18 protein-coding genes and 1 riboswitch are annotated in these 21,015 nt (G+C 39.4%); of the genes, 9 read left to right on the top strand and 9 right to left on the bottom strand.

The window, feature by feature from the left end:
- Window positions 1-100 precede the first annotated feature (100 nt).
- The 4 genes from VER_RS03545 (at window position 101) to hydE (ending at window position 4,173) form a co-directional block, all read left to right on the top strand.
- Complete coding sequence (locus tag VER_RS03545; protein WP_202922117.1) at window positions 101-1,360, top strand: Nramp family divalent metal transporter; 1,260 nt, start codon at window positions 101-103, stop codon at window positions 1,358-1,360.
- A 314-nt stretch (window positions 1,361-1,674) separates the two neighbouring features.
- A complete protein-coding gene (locus VER_RS03540) occupies window positions 1,675-2,277 on the top strand; it encodes a hypothetical protein (protein ID WP_162099498.1) in 603 nt (200 codons plus the stop codon).
- Complete coding sequence (locus VER_RS03535; protein WP_162099497.1) at window positions 2,255-3,007, top strand: YaaA family protein; 753 nt, start codon at window positions 2,255-2,257, stop codon at window positions 3,005-3,007. Before VER_RS03540 ends, VER_RS03535 begins: the two co-directional genes overlap by 23 nt.
- Before the next feature lie 47 nt (window positions 3,008-3,054).
- A complete protein-coding gene (gene hydE, locus VER_RS03530; protein ID WP_162099496.1) occupies window positions 3,055-4,173 on the top strand; it encodes a [FeFe] hydrogenase H-cluster radical SAM maturase HydE in 1,119 nt (372 codons plus the stop codon).
- A gap of 256 nt (window positions 4,174-4,429) precedes the next feature.
- Here the strand turns inward: hydE and VER_RS03525 are convergent, their stop codons facing one another.
- The 4 genes from VER_RS03525 to thiW all read right to left on the bottom strand — a co-directional run bounded on the left by VER_RS03525 (window position 4,430) and on the right by thiW (window position 9,729).
- A complete protein-coding gene (locus VER_RS03525) occupies window positions 4,430-6,748 on the bottom strand; it encodes an S-layer homology domain-containing protein (protein ID WP_162099495.1) in 2,319 nt (772 codons plus the stop codon).
- 440 nt (window positions 6,749-7,188) lie between these two features.
- Entirely contained in the window at window positions 7,189-7,647 is a 459-nt protein-coding gene (gene mscL, locus VER_RS03520; RefSeq protein WP_162099494.1) for a large conductance mechanosensitive channel protein MscL, read from the bottom strand.
- A gap of 291 nt (window positions 7,648-7,938) precedes the next feature.
- Window positions 7,939-9,141, bottom strand: coding sequence for a putative hydroxymethylpyrimidine transporter CytX (gene cytX, locus VER_RS03515; protein ID WP_162099493.1), 1,203 nt, complete (start codon window positions 9,139-9,141; stop codon window positions 7,939-7,941).
- A 66-nt stretch (window positions 9,142-9,207) separates the two neighbouring features.
- Window positions 9,208-9,729 (bottom strand): energy coupling factor transporter S component ThiW, encoded by a 522-nt coding sequence (gene thiW / locus VER_RS03510; RefSeq protein WP_162099492.1) that lies wholly within the window; start codon window positions 9,727-9,729, stop codon window positions 9,208-9,210.
- Between the two features lie 165 nt (window positions 9,730-9,894).
- A riboswitch (TPP riboswitch) is annotated at window positions 9,895-10,003 on the bottom strand.
- A gap of 266 nt (window positions 10,004-10,269) precedes the next feature.
- Here thiW and VER_RS03505 point away from each other — a divergent pair.
- Complete coding sequence (locus VER_RS03505; protein WP_162099491.1) at window positions 10,270-10,818, top strand: GNAT family N-acetyltransferase; 549 nt, start codon at window positions 10,270-10,272, stop codon at window positions 10,816-10,818.
- A gap of 223 nt (window positions 10,819-11,041) precedes the next feature.
- Here VER_RS03505 and VER_RS03500 read toward each other — a convergent pair whose 3' ends face one another.
- From VER_RS03500 to VER_RS03490, 3 genes are read right to left on the bottom strand one after another with little or no spacing between them, the layout of a single operon-like run.
- Window positions 11,042-13,045, bottom strand: a complete 2,004-nt coding sequence (locus VER_RS03500; protein ID WP_162099490.1) for a fructose-specific PTS transporter subunit EIIC — start codon at window positions 13,043-13,045, stop codon at window positions 11,042-11,044.
- A gap of 9 nt (window positions 13,046-13,054) precedes the next feature.
- Window positions 13,055-13,951, bottom strand: a complete 897-nt coding sequence (gene pfkB, locus VER_RS03495; protein ID WP_162099489.1) for a 1-phosphofructokinase — start codon at window positions 13,949-13,951, stop codon at window positions 13,055-13,057.
- The gene (locus VER_RS03490) at window positions 13,948-14,694 is read right to left on the bottom strand and encodes a DeoR/GlpR family DNA-binding transcription regulator (RefSeq protein WP_162099488.1); all 747 of its coding nucleotides are present in this window, start codon (window positions 14,692-14,694) and stop codon (window positions 13,948-13,950) included. Before VER_RS03490 ends, pfkB begins: the two co-directional genes overlap by 4 nt.
- 436 nt (window positions 14,695-15,130) lie before the next feature.
- Between VER_RS03490 and bioD the strand changes: the two genes are divergently transcribed.
- The 4 genes from bioD (at window position 15,131) to VER_RS03470 (ending at window position 19,090) form a co-directional block, all read left to right on the top strand.
- A complete protein-coding gene (bioD, locus tag VER_RS03485; protein WP_162099487.1) occupies window positions 15,131-15,817 on the top strand; it encodes a dethiobiotin synthase in 687 nt (228 codons plus the stop codon).
- A 48-nt stretch (window positions 15,818-15,865) separates the two neighbouring features.
- Complete coding sequence (gene bioA, locus VER_RS03480) at window positions 15,866-17,215, top strand: adenosylmethionine--8-amino-7-oxononanoate transaminase (protein WP_162099486.1); 1,350 nt, start codon at window positions 15,866-15,868, stop codon at window positions 17,213-17,215.
- 156 nt (window positions 17,216-17,371) lie between these two features.
- Window positions 17,372-18,196: a class I SAM-dependent methyltransferase gene (locus VER_RS03475; RefSeq protein WP_162099485.1), complete on the top strand. Its 825-nt coding sequence runs from the start codon at window positions 17,372-17,374 to the stop codon at window positions 18,194-18,196.
- A 195-nt stretch (window positions 18,197-18,391) separates the two neighbouring features.
- Window positions 18,392-19,090 carry an RraA family protein gene (locus VER_RS03470; protein WP_162099484.1) on the top strand — a complete coding sequence of 233 codons (699 nt, stop codon included), beginning with the start codon at window positions 18,392-18,394 and terminating at the stop codon, window positions 19,088-19,090.
- A gap of 103 nt (window positions 19,091-19,193) precedes the next feature.
- Here the strand turns inward: VER_RS03470 and VER_RS03465 are convergent, their stop codons facing one another.
- Together VER_RS03465 and VER_RS03460 are read right to left on the bottom strand one after the other, a co-directional pair.
- Window positions 19,194-19,580, bottom strand: coding sequence for a carboxymuconolactone decarboxylase family protein (locus VER_RS03465; RefSeq protein WP_162099483.1), 387 nt, complete (start codon window positions 19,578-19,580; stop codon window positions 19,194-19,196).
- Window positions 19,581-19,615: 35 nt separating this feature from the next.
- Window positions 19,616-20,971 (bottom strand): pyruvate carboxylase subunit B, encoded by a 1,356-nt coding sequence (locus VER_RS03460; protein WP_162099482.1) that lies wholly within the window; start codon window positions 20,969-20,971, stop codon window positions 19,616-19,618.
- Window positions 20,972-21,015 lie beyond the last annotated feature (44 nt).

Genomic DNA, 21,015 nt, shown 5'->3' with positions numbered 1-21,015 from the left:
GTAACCATTTTGTTGTGAGTTTGGGTTACTAACGGTTGTTATGGCTTAGCTAGTTCGCCGTTTAGTAAGCAAACAATATAGATAGGAAATGGTGAAGTGTATGTTTTTAAGTCGTATTAAAAATAAGTTGAACACGGTGCATCAACACCGTATGCAAGTATCAGAGGTCTTTCGGTATATTGGGCCAGGGATTATCGTTACGGTAGGCTTTATTGATCCAGGCAACTGGGCTGCTAACTTAGCCGCCGGAGCCATGTTTGGTTATAATTTATTATGGGTCGTTACCTTATCGACTATCATGCTTATTTTATTACAACATAATGTGGCGCATTTGGGTATTGTTACCGGCCGTTGTTTATCCGAATGTGCTTATGAAACGTTGCCCCGTTGGTTATCGAGTATTTTGCTTAGTACGGCAGGGCTGGCGGCGGCAGCTACGGCCTTAGCCGAATTCATTGGGGCCGCTATTGCACTTAAAATGCTCTTTGGCATTCCTCTATTTATTGGTTCTATTTTAACGGCTATTATCTGTACATTTATGTTACTGACTAACTCGTACAGCAAGCTAGAAAAGGTGATTGCTGGGTTTGTATCGCTTATTGCCTTAGCGTATTTAGCTGAATTATCTATGGTTGATGTAGACTGGGCGGCCTCAGGTCTTGCGTGGGTGAATCCAACCTTGCCGAATGAATCCATGCTTGTAATCCTTAGTATTTTAGGGGCTGTTATTATGCCTCATAATCTCTTTTTGCATTCTGAAATCATTCAGAGCCGTGAGTTTAATAAAGCGGATCCGCAGGTGATGCAAAAACGGTTGCGCTATGAATTTTTAGACACCATTTTCTCCATGGGTATTGGCTGGGCTATTAATTCCGCCATGATTATCTTAGCGGCTGCTACGTTTTTTCAACAAGGCATTGTGGTAGAAGAGTTGGAGCAAGCCCAAGAATTATTGGTACCTTTAATTGGCCCATCAGCAGGTGTAATTTTTGCATTAGCCTTATTATTTGCTGGCTTTGCTTCCTCCGCTACGGCGGGTATGGCAGGGGCTAGTATTTTTGCAGGTATGTTTGGTGAATCCTATGATATGAAAGATTTTCATAGTCGGGTTGGGTTGGCGTTAACCTATGTGCCTGCGTTAGTGCTGATTCTATTTATTCAAGATTCCTTTAAAGCCCTGCTCATTTCACAGATGTTCTTGAGTTTACAATTGCCATTTACTATTTTCTTGCAGTTGTATTTAACAGGTTCAGCTAAAGTCATGGGGGCGTATAAAAATAAACCGTCTACCGCTATTATGCTGTGGATTATTGGTATTGTAGTAACTGGTATGAATATTTTCTTGTTATTTGAAGCGTAAACAGTTGTATAGTCAATTACACTGCTACTATTTAGTGGGTGTTAGGGCTGTTGCGTAGTAAATCATATGAATCGTATTTGATATGTCTGTAATTTTATAGACATGAGAGACGTTGGGTATGGCCACTTAGTAGGTAATGCCCAACGTTTTTGTATTATAGGAGTAGGCGTTGGCGTATTCCTAGGCGTATAGCAATGAATATTAAAAATGTGCTATAATTATATGATTAATGGGAAAATATGAGCGCTTTTTAGCGATTGTATAATTAATTCTTTCAGTGTCATGATTTCATTTGTAAATAGGAGGAAATAACTATGGCAGATGTTCTTCGTTCTGACTATGAAGAAATTGTTGAAGATGTATCGGTTCAGTTACAATCACAGTTAAATGCAGCTGAGTCGGGAACAATTATAGATTTATTTCACAGCGATACCTTAGATCCAGCACAGAATTTTTTATTCTTTGGTGCTACGGAACGGGCTTTATTAGAATATCGCAAAGGGCATAATAAGAAGACTGTATTTGTGCGCGTACAACCAGAAGGCTTAGCAACAGCTGAACCAGTGGCTACGCCAGTGAGTGCTTTGTTAGATCGCTTGATTTTGCGTCGTATGGACGAGTTCATGCATGACAAAATTTTTGTGGAAGATGTGTTCTATAATGGCGAACAAATCGTATATAGTGGGGCGGATTTAAAAAATCGTCATGTAGTGCTATTAATTGATGGCATTGACGAAGGTTCGCCATATCTCGCCGAAGTGATTGCTTTATGTGAAGAAATGAAGGCTAAATTTGTGGTAGCCGTGCCTTTGGTTATTTGGAGCCAAGCTGTACAAGAGCGTTTGACGGCTGAATTAAACGAAGAGGGGAATACACAACAAGGAATTGAAATCAATGAAAATACTCCTGTCTCCTAGTAAAACCAAGACTTTGCAAGGCACGCCAACGATGCCTTTGTTTCAAGAAGCAAGAACAGAGGCCATTGTAGGACAGGTACAAAGTTTAACGGTTGCTGAATTAGGTAAAGCGTTGAAGTTAGCTGAGGCTAAAGTAGAACCGTGGGTAACTTTTTATAAGGCTTATGAAACAGCGCCTGTGGGGACGGCTATTGAGAGTTATAATGGCTTAGCGTTTAAAAATTTAGATTGGGCCAGTTTAACTGAAGAGGCGCAGGCATTTGGCAGGGACCATGTATATATTTTGTCCGCTTTGTATGGTTTAGTTAGTCCCTTAAGTCCGATTAAGGAATATCGGCTCGACTTAGTGGATCGTATTTTTCCGAAAGGGACATCCGCAACAGGGCTGTTAGCAGGTTGCCAATCGTTATATGATTGTTGGGCAAAACCAGTTACAGAAGCCTTGGCCAATGAAGATTGGTTATTGAACTTAGCGTCTAAAGAATATTATAAATTAGTGGACCATCCGCGGATGGTGACAGTGGAATTTTTAGAATGTAAGCAAGGCGTGTGGAAACAATTGAGCACATCGTCAAAGCAAATGCGGGGCCAATTGGCTCACTATATGTTAGCCACTAAGGCTACATCGTGGCTTGATTTGCCAGAGGTGCTAGGTGAATTTACTCGTTTCACAGAGCTACCGGAGAATCTGTCTGAATCGTTGACAGTACAATATCGACGGAACCAATAACAATTAAAGTTAGTTTATACAGTAAAGAGAGAACAACAAGAGTGACTATGACAGTACAGGATATTTTGAAAAAAGACTTGGTCGGCGCTGACACGCTAACGGTGGAAGAATTACGCTTCCTCATGAGCGTCACTGACGAAGCCGATTTACAAGCTATCTATAAAAAAGCGTACGAAGTGAAGGCTCATTATGTAGATAAAGTAGCTTACTATCGTGGCTTAATTGAATTCTCCAATCGTTGCATTAAGAATTGCGAATATTGTGGAATTCGACGTGAAAATGACAAAACGGAACGCTTTGATATGAAGCGGGAAGATATTATAAAAATGGCGCAGTGGGCCTATGACCATGAGTATGGCTCTATTACCTTGCAATCAGGCGAACGCAGTGATGCGGCGTTTGTAGATTATGTAGTCGATTTAATTCACGATATTAAAGCCATTGGGGATGGGTCCCTAGGCATTACTATGTGCGTAGGCGAGCAGTCTGAAGAGGCGTATCGACGAATGGTAGAGGCCGGGGCTAGCCGGTATTTATTGCGCATTGAAACTAGTAATCCTACGTTGTATAGCAAGATTCATCCAAATGATGAACTTCACTCCTTTGAAACGCGTGTAGCTTGCCTTAAAAGCTTACGCAAAGTGGGTTTCCAAGTAGGCACTGGGGTTATGATTGGTTTGCCACATCAAACGGAAGATGATTTGGTTAATGATATTTTATTCTATCGTGATATGGATATTGATATGATTGGCATGGGGCCTTATGTAGTGCATCATGATACGCCATTAGGACAAGAAGCATTAGCTATGGGTCTTGATGATAAGGCCGGTAAGTTGCGCCGTATTCAATTAGGCCTTAAGATGATTGCGCTGACACGTTTATTCTTAAAAGATGTTAATATTGCCGCGACTACCGCGTTGCAGGCGCTTGATCCTTTGGGGCGTGAAAAAGGGCTGGCAGCTGGGGCTAATATTTTGATGCCAATTATTACCATTCCAGAACATCGGGCTAAATATCTATTATACGATAACAAACCTTGTGTGGATGATAATGCCGATAAATGTAAGGATTGTCTGACCCGCCGTGTTATGTCCATTGGCGATATGGTAGGGTGGAAACAAAACGGCGACTCTAAACATTATGGTAAACGGACTGGTTTATACTAATTTTATAAGTCTTTTTAGAGAACAGGTAACTACGATATGAGTGGCTACCTGTTTTTTGTTATATAAAAGGGACTATAACAAAAGATAGTAGCATATACTATCTCCGTTATAGTCCCTTTTTGCGTGTTCAGAGATTTTAGATATTAAATGTTATGGATTGTTTTACGTGTGTTATATTGTGTTTTTATGTATATAGAATAAGTGTTGTGTTTTATAATTAAGGAATTTTTTGCTAGTAAAACTAAAAAATAAGATTTTAAATGAGTTGTTCGCCATAAATATCGCGTGTTGCTGTATCTTCATTGTTAATGCGGATACGATCAATTTTATAGCGATCTTTGTCATTACCAGAAATACGATCAATACGAATTCTGTCTAAGACTTCAACTCTTGCTAATTCTGGATTAAATTCAATAACAGCTTTATTTAAATCAGCATCCATAGGCGCTCCGTTTTGCAGGGCTCGGTAAATAATTGTTGCAAATTCGTAGCGTGTCATTGGACGGTCTCCTTTAAATTCACCGTCTGGATACCCTTCCAGTAAACCACGGTCAGCTAATGATTTTACATATTCATAAGCCCAGTGATTTTCTGGTACATCAGGGAAGTTTACATTTAAATTCATATCCATATTTGTTCCATTATGAATGGTACCTCGTAAGGTAGCTAAGTCCTGCTGTTGCGCCAAGACTAATTCTTTTAAGGCTTCTACTTCTTTGGCTAATGCGATTTTAGAAGCACTTACATTGTTAGTTTGACCAAACTTAAAGCTAATACCGGTATTTATCATGTTTTTACCATTACCTAAAGAACCGGCTACATTAATGAGTGTATCTTCATTAGGACGATAAAAGGCACCTAATGCAACAGCATTAGCGCTTTGGTAATTACCATAACCTACAGCAAAGTTCCACTTATCATCAGGATTAAAATCCAAAGGATGTAAAGCAGCTAGGGCCGCTGCACCAGCGCCTACTTTTTTTACATCATTTCGTAATTTACTAATTGATTGATTCGTAGTATTGCTTAGGTTTTGAATATGTTGGCTAGTATCATATAGCTGGGAGCCGTTGATAGCATCCGTACTATTTTGACTAATTTCACCAGGTGCTACATTGCGAATTTTTTGATTATTAGCATTAAGACCTTGGCTGTTAATGTATGTTTTATCCCCTACATTATATTGCTGACTAGTAACACTGTTAAAAGTAGGCGTACTACTCATACGAACAGTTAATTGATTACCATTAGCTTCGGTTGTAATGTTTTGTCCATCCCCTTTTATGTTAAAGGTTGACCCTAACTTAGTTTCAGAGGATGTACCTTGATCACCGGCAAAGGTGAGTCCTTTTTGGAGTTGACTATGCACGGATTTAATTGCATCATGAACGGTGTTTTCACCAGTATCGCCAATATTAGACATAGAAAGTGAACCGTCTGGATGAACTCGTGCATTACCACCGAGTACTTGGGCTGTACTGTTGGCCATACGTCCCATAGCATCTGTTACGGTAAAGAGCTGAGAGCCATTAACGGCATCAGTGCTTGTCTCAGAGATACGACCAGCTGCTACATTAGTAATCGTTCGCTCGTTATTAGGGGCACCGACACTTACAGTGCTAGTAGGATTGTTGCCTGCAAAGCGACCGTAATAGATTCCCATATGCGTATGAGATTGTGTTTGTACGACCTCACTAGTTTGCGAATTAGCGCCTAAGGCTACTGAACCTTGGTGTGTGGCTTTAGCATTAGCACCAAAAGCCATGCTATTTTCTGCAGTAGCAGTAGCGCCGTTACCAATGGCTACACTGTTTAAGCCAGAGGCTTGGTTCCCCGTGCCTAAGGCTACTCCATTTTCACCAGTTACCATATTGTTATGACCAATAGCGGTACCTTGATGGGCAAAGATTGAATTACCTGAGCCAAAAGCACTAGCGTTGTTAGCTGGTTTGTCCATGATGCGACGTTCTACAGTGCGTTCACCTTCAAGCGGACATTCATCAATTATGTCTGCAGCAGAAAGAATTGTTGGTTGGAACCGTTCGTCGCAATCTGGATCACGCGGTACGGTGCGGACCGTTGGCTCTCCTAATGAATTACCCTTCATATCTTGCCAACTAATCTCTTCTGTAATGTAATCAGGTGTAACAGTTCGTTTGGTAGTGGCTTTTACATAGGTTCCTACCGTATTATTCACACCATAGCCTACGGATTGGTTGCCAAAAACTCGATTCGTGTGACCGAAAGCTTGTGCTAAATCACCATTAGCAGTATTGTTATTGCCAAAAGCGTTGGCCCCTTTACCGTCTACATCATTTTGATTACCATAGGCACTAGAGCTACCTTGCGTGCTATAAACATAGTTGTCCTGTCCTACGGCTGAATGACCGGGGCCAGGCACATTTGTTTTGGCTAAGTAATTATTATGTACATAGCTGTTTAGATTTAATTCGAAACCAGGGTGATTATTACCTCCATTCCCATTTTCACCATCAAATATGCTAGCTGCTTGTGCCGAAAACATAGAGGCACCTACAGCTGTAGCTGTTAATACCATGATTGATAACTTCTTCATATAAACCTCCAATCTAATGACATGATTCAATCATGAATAAAAGATATATGAAACATTTTGTCGTAGTTCATCGTAAAAATCAATAATTTGAAGTAGAAAAAGTTATGATAATTTTATATAAGTGTGGAAAAATAACTTAAATATATAGTGAAAATAAGGATTTTTGTTCATGAAACCAATTCATGAACATATTTAAATATATTGATAATATATAGTATATAATGTATTATTTTATTTTTAGTTATAAAATACATGTATTACTTAAAGTTATAGAAATAAAATGCTATAGAATATATATGAATTAAAAATTGAAGATATTTGAGGATAAATGAGTATATTTGCTGATATATTCATATGTGTTTATGTTTATGGATAGTTACATAAAAAAGAAGCAGAAAACACTGAAATAGTGCTTTCTGCTTCTTTAGTATAGGTTTTTATTAAGATTGTTTAATGACTGGTGTAATTTCAGATGTACAATGTGGGCAACGAGTAGCATCTTCGGCTACTTCTTGTTTACAGAATGGGCAAAGGGTTGGCTCTTCTTTTACTTCTTCTTTTTTAGGGAATAAGCGATTTACTTGTTTAATAACTAGGTAAATCGCAAAGGCTACAATTAAGAATTGAATTAAAGAATTTAAGAAGCTACCATACGCAATAACAGGGATACCTGCTGCTTTAGCTTCTGCTAAGGTATTGGCGTGTTGGCCGTTTAAGCTGATGAAGAAATCAGAGAAATCTACACCGCCAAGAACTAATCCAATTGGTGGCATAATAATATCGCTTACTAAGGACGATACGATTTTACCGAAAGCAGCACCAATAACAACGCCCACAGCTAAATCAATTACATTGCCACGTAAGGCAAATTCTTTAAAACCTTTAATAAATTCTTTCATATGTTTTCTTTCCTCCTAATAGTTACCCTTACAATGTATATAGCACTTGCTATATAAAAACTTTGTCAACTTTTTTGTTAACTGTATGGTAGTATATCTATAATTTCTGAACCTAGTATAGCACAACTATTGAGGTACTGTATACTATAAAATTTATAATTTTCGATATATTTTTTTAATAGGTTATATATAGTTTTTTTAGGGGCTTATTTCACTGAGTAAAGGTTATATATAGCAAAAAGTCACCATGTTATGAGAGAAATCATGGTGACTTTGCTAGATAGGTAATTGTTAACTTTGTAAGTTTTTTGGTAATAAGAAACGACCTACTAGGTAGGTAAGGACGGCAATGGTAATCATTACCGGGAACGTAGTGCCTAAGGGCGTTTCAAAAGTTAATACATTACGATATAAGATGAAACTAAGTACCCAAAGGACTAGGTTTGGAAGGTAAAATTTACGCCCAGATGCATCCTGCTTAAGGAGAAAGTATTGGGTAAAGAGAATCGCAATCATGGGCGTGAATACAGAACCAATGAGGAATAAAAAGTTTTCGTATTCTGTCATAGGCACGAAGATGGCTAGCAGAATACCGATAATTGTTAGAAAAATGGCGGTTATTTTTTCAGATAATGGCGGCCAAATACTAACAGCACTTACGCCTGCTGAGAACGCATCTAAGTAGGTAGTTGTGACAGTAGCAAAGATGATAATCAGTAAAGGCCATAAGCCAAGACCCGTTTTTAACATAACGGCAGCAATGTCAGTTTCACCTGCATATAGGGCTGAACCTAAGCCAATTACATACATCCAAATGCTGATGAGGGTATATGTGATTGTGCTAACTACGGTAGCAGCTACAGGCCTTTCTGCATGGCGAGTGTAGTCTGATACAAGTGGAAGCCAAGATAGGGGCATGGCCGTGGCTAATTCGATAGCAGCACCAAAGGACAGCGATTGATCGTCACTTAGTTGTAAAGTGGTTGCTATAACTGATTGTGGATCAAAGATGATGAAACTTAGCCAAATGGTAAGAATAAATAAAAGTGTTACCGCCACTAGATTGAGTCGTGTCAAATTAGTAAATCCTAGGAGTAGCCAGAGGATGATAAGTCCGCCAATGATTAAAGACCAAAGGGTCGTTCCTAAGGGGTAAATGGCATCTGTTGCAGCGGCGCCTGTTATAATCATAACGGTAGTCCAGCCGATGAGTTGAAGCACATTGGCTAAAGCAAAGCCAGAGGCTCCTTGACGGCCAAAACCAATGCGCACTGTTTCCATAGCACTGCGCCCTGTTTGGGCACCAATGAGACCCGCTAAGAAGAATAAGCAGCCGCCAATTAGATGGCCTAAGATAATAGCCCAAAGACCTTGGGTAAAACCAAGGGGCGCAAATAAGGTGCCAGTAAAAATTTCGGCAATCGATAAAGCAGCACCAAACCATAATAAGCTGTGAGATAAAAGTTTAGTTTTAGGAATTGTTGTTGTACTCATAGAATACCCTTTCCAACGGCTTATGCTTGGCAGGTGTATATGAGTTAGTCAACAGTTTACTGCCAATTATAAGGTATGTTGTTGTAAGTTATGTAAGGCTCCGGTACGGCGTAATGTGAACAGTAAAATTCCGGCCAATAGGGAGCCTCCTATGGTAGAAATCAAAAAAGGAACCACATAGGTATAAAAGGCGACTTGGCCAGCTGTTTTACCAAGAACTACAATCGCTAATGGATAGGCCGATAGACCACCTAAAATGCCTGTGCCAAATACTTCAGCGCCTAAGGTGAGCAGCAGACTGCCTGTACGTTGGTAAACAATACCCGCTAAGAGAGCGCCCCACATACTACCAGGATAGGCAAGAATACTGCCTAAACCTAAGAGGAGACGCAAGGTACTGGCGCAAAAGGCCACACTAACACCTACATAGCGACCTAAAAAGACGGCACAGAGAATATTTACCATATGCTGAACAGGGGCACATTTACTAATCCCTACAGGGAAGGAAAAGGTACTGCCCACTACGGCTACGGCAACTAATAAACTAGCTATGGTAACTTTTTTAACATTACTTGAAGATGAATTCATTACAAACACCTGTTGCGGTCGAGACTTACTGGTCTCCTCTCACGCCGGAACACGGCTTCCCATCGCTGTAATGACAACTGTCGGGCGCTCCCCCGCCAGTTGGTCTGTAGTGACAGACAACATAAAAAAACAGAGGCACCGAATACGGTACCTCTGTAAGAGTTTGTGTCGTCTATAACATCTTCCTACGACGGCATTATCCGTATCAGGTATAAGGGTCGAAGTTAGATGACTTCCTCTCAGCCTACGTTCATAAGCTCCCCTGAAATTTATACCGTGATTATAGCACAGCTTACTAAGAGTATGCAACTTATAATCTTGGATTATTTCAAAAGGCCTTAGTTCTAGGCTAATTATAACTTTAAGAAATAGCTCTTTACAGGCTGTAAGACCTATGCTATTATAATAAAACCATTTACATAAGTAACTGCCACCGGGTAGTGTGCGTAAGCATATTGTACATATCAGTAGGTCTTAGAAGATATGTATGATGTGCTTTTTGTTTTTTATAGCAGAGCTTTGTTGATATAAGGAGAGAGCATGAATATTACTTTTAAAAAGATACACTTAGATGATTTGATGGATTTGCGTGCTATAGCGATGCAAACGTTTAGAGAAACTTTTGGTCATCATAATACAGAAGCAGAACTAGAAGACTATTTTAATACGGCTTTTAGTCCAGAAACATTAGCGTCCGAATTAATGGATTTGGATTCGCAACATTATTTTGCCTTGGTAGATGATGCGATAGCAGGCTATTTGAAACTTAATCAAGGAGCTGCGCAAACCGAACAGGAACTGGCGAATGCGTTTGAAGTGCAGCGTATCTATGTATTAAAAGCGTTTCAGGGGCAAGGGGTAGGTAAATTTTTGTTCGAAAAAGCCTTGCAGTTAGCCTGTGAAACCGATTGTGAATGGGTATGGTTAGGCGTTTGGGATCAAAATTATAAAGCACAACGTTTTTATGAAAAATATAAATTTGAACGTTTTAGTGAGCATCAATTTCCTGTAGGCGATAAAGTCGACACCGATTGGATGTTGCGTCGTTCCGTGGCTTCTTTACAAGCTGAGTTTGGTCAATCTAAGTAGTGTTTAATCCTAGATATTATGCCTAATTGTAGGTGTTGGTACTGGGCCTCAAATAGTTAATGTATGATAAATTAATAATAAAAAGGAAAAGCCCTTATTCAGTTGTTACTACTGTGCTATATAGCATGCTAGTTGCTGAATAAGTTTTTTTTTGCAGGATAAAATTTTAAAAGAAAGATGTGATAGGAAGTGTTTATTTAAAAATAAACATTATACTATGCATTTAGTTTTTTAGCGGTTTTTTAAGAATGGCCAATAAAAGCGCGGTTACTATAGAACCAATGAGGATAGCGCCTAAGTACATTAGAGGATTACCAATAGTTGGTACTACGAAAATACCACCATGAGGAGCTCGTAAGGTGCATTCAAAGGCCATGGATAAAGCCCCGGCTACTGCGGCGCCAATTACACAGGATGGAATGACGCGAATCGGGTCAGACGCTGCAAAAGGAATGGCCCCTTCCGTAATAAAGGAGAACCCCATAATATAGTTGGTAATACCTGATTTGCGTTCCGCTGGGGTGAAACGATTTGGGAAGAAGGTAGTGCAAAGAGCAATGGCTAATGGCGGTACCATACCACCGGCCATAACAGCGGCCATAACCCCGTATTCACCAGTGGCTAATAAGCCCGTGCCAATGACATAGGCTGCTTTATTAACAGGACCACCCATATCAACAGCCATCATGCCGGCAAAGATAAGGCCAATGACTACACGGCTACTTGTATTCATACTCTTTAATGCATTCATTAGACCTTCATTTAAGGCGCCCACTGGAGGGTTAATAATAAAGGTAATAATAATACCCATAAGAAGTACGCCTAGTACTGGATAGAGCAATACAGGTTTAATACCCTCCAAGGTGTGTGGTAAGCCGGAAAAGGCTTTTTTCAATAGGAGCATTAAATAACCGGCTACAAAGCCAGCCAAGAGAGCCCCTAAGAAGCCGGAACCACCAGCATTAGCTAAATAGCCGCCTACAAAACCAACGGCTAGGCCTGGTCGGTCAGCAATACTCATGCCGATGAAGCCCGCTAGGACTGGTAACATGAAACTAAAGGAAGCGCCTCCAATTTTCATAAAGAAAGCGGCTAATTCTGTACCAGAACCAAATTTACTAGGGTCTGCTGGATTGAAATCATCAAATAAGAAGGCTAGGGCAATAAGAATACCACCGCCAATAACGAATGGCAACATATGAGATACACCATTCATTAAATGTTTGTAGATTTGACGGCCTATGCTGTCATTCGCTGTGACTGCATTACTATCGCTGTCTTCGCCACTAGCTTGATAGGTAGCGGGATTGCCGGTAGTGGCTTCCGTGAGCAGTTCTTTAGCCTTATTAATACCGTCAGCCACTTTTACTTGAATTAGTGGTTTGCCATTGAAACGAGCCATTGGCACGCTTTTATCAGCGGCTACAATAATACAGGTGGCATTAGCAATGTCTTCAGCTGTAAGGGCATCTTTTACGCCACTAGCACCATTTTGTTCTACTTTGATAGAAATACCCATATCGGCAGCTGTACGGCTTAAGGCTTCGGCGGCCATGGCTGTATGAGCGATACCTGTAGGGCAGGCTGTAACGGCTAACACTTCATAATGCCCTGTACTTGCTACATTAGTTTTATTAGTTATTGCTTTGGAACTCGTTGTAGTAGTTGAGGCAGGCTCAGTTTGGGAGGTTTTCATGGCAGTTGTAGCCGGTGTAACATTTTGCTCAACTATAGCTAACGCTTCGGTTTCTGTCATATTTGGTTTGAATTGATTGGCTTCTTTTACATCAATGAGAGCTAAGAAACCTTCCACAGTTTGCGCTTTGATTAAGGCTTCTTTGAAATCAGGATCCATAATAAGGGTAGCTAAATTAGCGAGTACTTGCACATGTGTATCGGCTTCCCCTTCAGGGGCTGCAATCATGAAAAAGAGGCGAGATGGTTCACCATCAAGGCTTTCAAAGTCCATACCACCTGGTACGGTCATGGCAGCTAGACCAGGGGCGGCAACACCAGCGCTTTTGGCATGTGGCGTAGCAAGGCCCATACCAAGGCCAGTGGAACCGGACTCTTCACGAGTGAAGACATCTTTAATGTATTGTGCTTTGTCATTTAAATTGCCGCTAGCATCCATTAAATCGGCTAATTGACGGATAGCTTCTTCTTTGGTGCTAGGTGAGGCCTGCAGTTGAATGGATTGTTTTTTTAATAAGTCCGTAATTTTCATAATATCCTCCTACAGTAATGCTTCTACATCGGCACGACTCGCTAACCACTCTTGAAAAGCGGACGCTGAACCGGCTGCAACGCCCATAGCTAGGGCTGTATCATAATCGCCTTGTGATTCTAAATAGCCTGCTAAAAAGCCAGCTACCATGGAATCACCAGAGCCTACTGAATTAACTAAGGTGCCTTTAGGCACTTTTTTAGTTCGCACTTGACCATGCTCATCTAAAAGAATAGCTCCATCACCAGCGCGGGAGACTAAGACATTGCGCGCTCCTTTCGATTGTAGTTGACGGGCTGCATCGATAATATGATCTTCTGTTTCAAAGGTCCTATGGAAGACGCTTTCTAATTCGTGATGATTTGGTTTAATTAAAAATGGCCGATAGGATAATACATTCATAAGTAAGTCTTGGGTCGCATCAACAATGATTTGAATTTGGCGATCTTGTAGATACTCCATAATTTGACGGTACATCGTATTTGGTAATCCTTTGGGGATACTGCCTGATAAAATGAGGATGTCCCCGTCCACTAAGGTGTCTAGTTGACGATATAGCTTGGCCACATCAGCTTCGGTAATGGCTGGCCCTTGGGCATTAATTTCTGTTTCCCCTTCGCTTTTTAGTTTTACGTTGATACGTGAATTACCTTCTGCCAGTCGTACAAAAGCCTCATTACAGCCTTCATTACTGAGTTGACGAATGATTTCGTCACCAGTGAAACCAGCAATAAAGCCCAAGGCAGTATTGTCATGACCGAGATGACGTAACATAATGGATACATTAATTCCTTTGCCACCGGCTACAATAAAGTCTTCGTAGGTTCGATTGACACCTTGAGGTTGAAAGGTGTGTAACCGCATAACATAGTCTAAGGACGGATTAAAGGTTACGGTATAAATCATGGCAAGACCTCCTTTACCTCGGTGTAGGAGGCATAGGCTCCTTTTACGCGGGTCGTAATAATAGTTGCACTTTCAAGGGGGGCAAAGGTAATGGGAGAAATTTTATCAAATTTAGAAGAATCACATAATACATAAGGGTGGTGACAGCGATGCATCGCCTTTGTTTTGATGGCTGCCTCTGCTGGATCAGGTGTACTGAAACCACCTTTAATACTAACCCCATTAGCGCCAAAGAAGCCTTTGGTGAAGTTAAATACTTCTAATTGTTGTAAAGCAGTATCGCCAATAATGGCGCCAGTTACGGCTTTTACTTGACCGCCCAATAAAATAACACGGCAGTGTCGTGCTGCTAAAAAAGCAGCATGAGAGGTTCCGTTGGTGACAAAGGTAACATTTTGAGCTTTTACATAGGGTAAAATATGCTCCGTGGTGGTGCCCGCATCGATGAAGACGAAATCATGGTCTTCAATTAGCTTGGCGGCTTCGCGAGCAATGGCTTCTTTTTCATCAGTAAATAGATTAGCTTTCGTATCTACATCCGGTTCTGTGGTGAAATAATCGACATCACAACTAACGGCACCGCCATGGACTTTTTGCAATAAGCCTTTGTTGTGCAATTCCGTTAAATCACGGCGAATAGTGGCTGCCGAAGAGTCTAAGTCTTGTACTAATTCTTGCACAGTAACGGCACGCTTAGTACGAAGTCGATCGAGAATCAAAGATTGGCGTTCTTCAGATAACATAAGTAGCTCCTCACTTAGATAGACTGTTTAACTTTACATCTTATTTACAATATAATCATAATCGCTCATTTTAGTCGATAAAAAACCATCAATTGTGCGCAAAAGTAATCAATAACGATAAAAACAGAATATTAATGACTAATACGCATATAAGATATGATGGATTTGTATGGATAATTAACCTTCTTATGTTTATTAAGTAAACCATATAAAAATGGTTGGAGTTGACAATAGCTGTTGTGCATGGTTAAATAGCATTGAAATTACTTTGTAAACCTTGAATATTTTACTAGATGACAAAATGAATGATGATACATAATAATCGTCAGTTTTTAGTAAGCTCGCATACAGGTTTAAAACAGTGGAGTACAGGTTTAAAAGCAGTTGGGTATTTTATAATTTAGTGTAGGTAGCGCTAGGTAGGAAGGGATAATCTATGGCACAGACAAACAGTAAGGGATTATTTGTGGTAGGAACAGGCACTGATGTAGGTAAAACGTATATAACGGGGTTATTGGTAAAAGCGTTGCGTACCGGTGATTATAATGCTGGTTATTATAAAGCAGCCGTTAGTGGGGCTCCTTCTATTGCAGCCAGTGATGCAGGCTATGTAAAAAAAGTTGCACAATTAGAGGCGCCTGATGACACTTTATTATCTTATTTATATGACCATGCGGTCTCCCCTCATTTGGCGGCCAAATGGGAAGGTAATCCGGTAGAGCAGAGTGTTATTACAGCTGGTTTTGAAGCGGCTAAAGAGCGTTACGAGTATGTGACGATGGAAGGTAGTGGCGGCATTATGTGTCCACTTCGCTATGATGAAACAGAACAAATCTTTTTAGAAGATGTGATTCAATGGTTCCGTTTACCTACGCTATTAGTGGCACATGCTGGGTTAGGGACCATTAATGCTACGGTTCTTACCGTTGAATATTTACGGGCTCGTAATATTCCTGTAAAGGGGGTTATTTTGAATTATTATACGGATAGCCCAATGGAACAAGATAATAAAGCTATGATTGAAACGTTAACTGGTGTGTCCGTCATCGCTTGTGTGCCAGAAGGAGCCAACGATTTAGGGGTTAGTGCTGCTTCTTTAGCTGCTTTATATGACGAAGTATAATTTATAGTTAGGGTATTTATAGTTACGGTATTTATAGAGGAGATACGTATGAAATCACAGGTGTGGGTTGAAAAAGATTTAGCACATATTTGGCATCCTTGTTCACAAATGAAAGATTATGAAACTTTGCCACCTATTGTTATTGATCATGGTAAAGGGGCGTATCTATACGATGTAGATGGGAAGGAATATATTGATATTATCAGCTCTTGGTGGTGTAATTTATTAGGTCATTGTAATCCTAAAATTAATGAAGCTATTAAGCAACAATTAGATACATTAGAACATGTTATTTTTGCTAATTTGAGTCATAAGCCAGCCATTACATTAGCTGAAAAATTAGTTGAAATTTTGCCAAAGGGCTTAAATAAATTACATTTTAATGACAATGGCTCAGGGGCTGTTGAATGTGCACTTAAAGTGGCGTTTCAGTATCAATATCAGACGGGACATCCAGAACGGCAGAAATTTATGTGCCTCAGTGAAAGTTATCATGGCGAAACGATGGGTGCCTTAGCAGTAGGGAGTATGGATTTATTCGCTAAAATGTACCAGCCTATGTTAATGGAAACCATTCATACAGAGGCGCCTGACTGTTATCGTTGTCCTTATAATAAGACTCGTGAGACTTGCGATTGCGAATGTTTTGTTCATATGGAAGAAAACTTTGCTAAGCATAGTCATGAATTAGCGGCTGTTATTGTGGAACCGATTGTACAAGGCTGTGCAGGAATGCGTATTTACCCACCAGCATATTTGAAAAAATTAAGAGCTCTTTGTGATCAATATGGCGTGTTGCTTATTGCTGATGAAATCGCTACTGGATTTGGCCGTACGGGGAAATTCTTCGCTTGTGATCATGCAGGCATTACACCGGATATTATGACTATTTCCAAAGCATTGACTGGAGGCTATATGCCAATGTCGATTATGGCTGTAACCGATGCTATTTATGATGCCTTTTATGCTGATTATTTTGAATATAAAGCTTTTATGCATAGTCATACTTATAGTGGCAATCCATTGGGCTGTGCGGCGGCACTAGCTACTATCGATATTTTACAACATGACGGCGTTATGGAAGCGGCCCAAGAAAAAGCTGTCTTTTTACATAAGGCCTTACAGGAAGCTTTGGGCAATCATCCGAATGTAGGTGAAATTCGCCATATTGGTCTTATTAATGCTATTGAATTAGTAAAGGATCCTAAGACGAAGGAACCGTTACCAGGTAAAGCTCGTACAGGGTATGAAATTTACAAAAAAGCCTTAGATAGAGGTTTATTATTACGCCCGTTGGGTGATATTTTATACTTTAATCCACCATTGACGATTGATAATGATACCTTAGAAGAAGCTATTCGTCGAACCGTTGCCTCTTTTGATGATGTGTTAGGTTAATTATTATTAATAATTTGCATTTGCTATTATGCTAAAATAAGAGTAATCTATACATAGAAAATATTAAATGTGATAAAAATTATCAATTGATAATTTTTGATTTATTGTTTCTATATATACTGTAACGTTTAGAGTGACGTTATATGGAGGACTCTTATGAGCAATACAACGGTAACAAATGTAAATAGTAATAGTGAGGAATGGCAAGTAGAGCGGGAGGCTTGGAATAGCCGTTCTGAGTTTTTTGTAGAATTACATGAAAAAATAGAACGAACAGCACAAGTTGACTATTTTATTAGCTTTTTGAAAGAGCATAATTTATTACCTGCTACTGGTGGTCGCACCTTAGATATTGGCTGTGGCGTTGGTGATTATGCATTAGGTTTGGCTAAACTAGGCTATAAAGCAACAGGCATTGACTTGTCTAACGGCATGATTGAGGGGGGCCGGCAGCTAGCTGAAAAAGAAAATTTAGATTTAGACTTGTATGTAGCTCCTTGGAGTGAGGTAACGCGTCTATCCTTAGGTTGGGATAAGGATTTTGATTTGACGTACAGTTTCTTCTGTCCAGTCATGTTTGATGCACAAAACATTGAAGCCATGACGCGTACTAGCCGTGATAAGTGTTTGCTAGTTGCTTTTGCAGGGCGACAAGATACCATTGTAGATGCTTTGACAGAACATTTCTATGGTGTGGATGACTTTGATTGGCAAGCTAATATTGATGGTGTTTTGCAGACCGCTAAGGCTGTTGGTGAAGCGGTCAAGGTAGCGTATATTACGACTCCTGAAGAAGAATTCTTTACAGAGGAAGAAGCGTTACGTTACTTTACTATGCGACTTCATAGCGAAGAGTGGGGAACTGTAGAGGATATGAGAGAACAAATATTACCGTTATTAGCACCGTATCGTCAGGCGGATGGACGGATTCGTAATACGTCAGAAGATAAAGTAGCTTGGATTTCTTGGTCAGTGAAATAATTGGTTAAATATAAAAGGTGTTTGAGCGTAAGCGTTCAAACACCTTTTTTCCAGTAAAATAAAAAGAAAATATTGATAATCATATTTCTTTTGTTTTCTATTTCACTTAATAATTAAGATGTGATACAATATTCTTAGTTGTAGTAAATATAAGCAGTGTATCGTTACTTCAAAAATTATTAAGGAGGTTTCTGCATGATAGAAGTAATTGAGAATGCTGGAGTACTTCATGAGGAGGTAAAACTTAGATTAGAAAAATTGCCAGTGTCAGCGATTTGTGATGGGTTGACACAATTAGGGGTACCAAATGGAAATGTTTTGCCAGGTTGTTTAGATCCTTTAGTATCGCCACGGCATACAGTGGTTGGATTAGCAACTACTGTATATGCACCGACAGGAAGCGCTATGCCTGTGCTAATTTCTATTTTCTCAAGTTGTTCTGATCGGATATTAGTTGTTGCTACTGATAGTCATTTGGGTAATGCATATTTGGGAGATATTCAAGCGTATATTGCTAAAAGAAAAGGCTGTTTGGGTCTAGTTATTGATGGCTATATTAGAGATAGTAAAGAAATTAAGGCATTAGATTTGCCAGTTTTTTGTCGAGGGAAGATTCCTAATCGGCCTAATAAGTCAACGGGTGGATATATTAATAAAGACATTGTTATTGGTGGCGTTTTAATAAAAAATGGGGACGTGGTTTGTGCTGATGATGATGGTGTTGTCATTATTCCATTTGAACTATTAAATGAAACTATAGAGGCGGCAGAGCAAAAAGAAATTGCAGACGAGCAGAGAAGATTACGAGCTGAACAGTTTGACTATATTCATGCACAAGACATAGAAGATTATTATAATATTATGTCCAATGATTTAAAAAAATATATAAAATAATTCTTACTAGTATAATGACAAAAAGAGCTTTTTACAGTAGCGTGTAAAAAGCTCTTTTTCTTTTTAGAAAATAGTTGTTGTAGTAATTATAGCAAAAATATTTTTAGTTTTTTTCGAATTCTATGGCTTCTAGTACTTCTAGTGCAGGAATAACTTTTGTTATTCCACAAGTGAAGAATAGGATACGAATAACATGACAAATTTCATCAACCGTAGCGCCTGCTTCATAAGCTAATTTAGCATGTACTTTAGTAGTCATTTCAGTACCCGTAGCCATTCCTATTGCCATGACAATGAGTTCTCTATATTTTGTTGGCAGTTCTTGGCCTTTTTTATTACAGAGTGTATATTGATTGATAAAAGCCTGAACTAAGTTAGGGTCATTACCCATACGACAATGGGATTCAGTAACTGAGCCACCACGCAAAGTTTTTAATTCACTTAATAATTCCTGGGCTTTTGAAAGCTTTTCTATATTAGTTTGTTTCATAGTGTTCTCCTTTTGGTAATACATTAGATAACTTTTTATTTATATTTTTCCTGGAGAAATTCGAGTGCTACATTTCCGAATAGTGCATAAGTTATAATATCTTCTTCTAATTCGGAAAGGTGGCTTATTTCAGATTTTGCTTTAGATAATTCTGGTTCGAGAAGTTCTCCTGGACGTTGAGTATGGATGGTAGCAGTACCAAGAGCTTTTTCTAGTAACGTTGTATCAATTGGTGCTGGTGGTTGCCCATATAGGCCTTCGCAATATTTTTTCATTTCTGTACTTATCATATTATAGCGACCGCCACTTAGAATATTAAAGGTTGCTTGTGCCCCGCAGATTTGACTCGATGGGGTAGCTAGTGGTGGATAGCCCATATCTTTTCTAACGGCAATCATTTCTTGTAAGACTTGAGGAAGTAGTTCACTATGGCCCATATCATTTAATTGTTTTTCTAAATTTGTCAGCATGCCGCCAGGAATTTGATGTTGTAAACAACCAATATCTACACCTCTAGTTTTTGTTTCAAATTCAGAGTATTTTTTTCGTAAGCTAATTAAATATTCATGGACACTTGCAAATTTGTTAATATCTAATTGGGTGTCTCGATTTGTATTTTTTAAAGCTGTAATAATACTTTCGGCAGCAGGGTGGGCTGCACCTAGTGAAAAGGCGGCACAACAAACGTCTACACCATCAATTCCAGCTCTAATTGCTTCCATATAACACATTTCGGCCATACCACCAGTAGAATGGCAATGTAAGAACACCGGAACATCAAGTTCTTTTTTCAACATTTTAGTTAATTCATAAGCAACTTGTGGTGTCATAAGGCCAGCCATATCTTCGACATGTAATGCGGATGCGCCCATATTGACTTGATCTTTTGCATTTTGGACAAAGGCTTCTAATGTATGTACGGGGCTAATAGTGTATTGTAAAGATCCTTCAATAATTTTTCCTGCTTTTTTTATGGCATTAAAGGCTACTTCACAATTGCGTAAGTCTTGTAAGGCATCAAATGTTAAGAAAATATCAACGCCATTTTCGGCAGCTTTTTTGATGAATGCTTCTACTACATCATCTGCATAAGCTCTATAGCCAACTAAGTTTTGCCCACGTAATACCATTTTAAGCGGCGTTTTAGGAGCTGCTTGTTTTATTAAGTGTAACCGTTCCCAAGGATCTTCTTTTAGGTAGCGGATACACACATCAAACGTGGCACCGCCCCAAACCTCAAGGGAATCAAAGCCTAAATTATCAATTTGAGGAAGAATTTTTATAATTTCTTCAGTGGTTAATCGTGTTGCAATTTGTGATTGTTGTCCGTCTCGAAAATCCAGACCCACTAACTTAACTGGTGAAGAATTTGTAGGGCAGAGTTCAATCATTTGCTTCTCCTTTTTATAATAGTAAATGAAATATAATTTTAATT

It is taken from the genome of Veillonella sp. R32, from assembly GCF_010093125.1.
In the GTDB taxonomy this organism is placed as follows: domain Bacteria; phylum Bacillota; class Negativicutes; order Veillonellales; family Veillonellaceae; genus Veillonella_A.
Note: the sequence above shows the minus strand (reverse complement) of the source record. Positions and strands in the feature narration are given on the sequence as shown.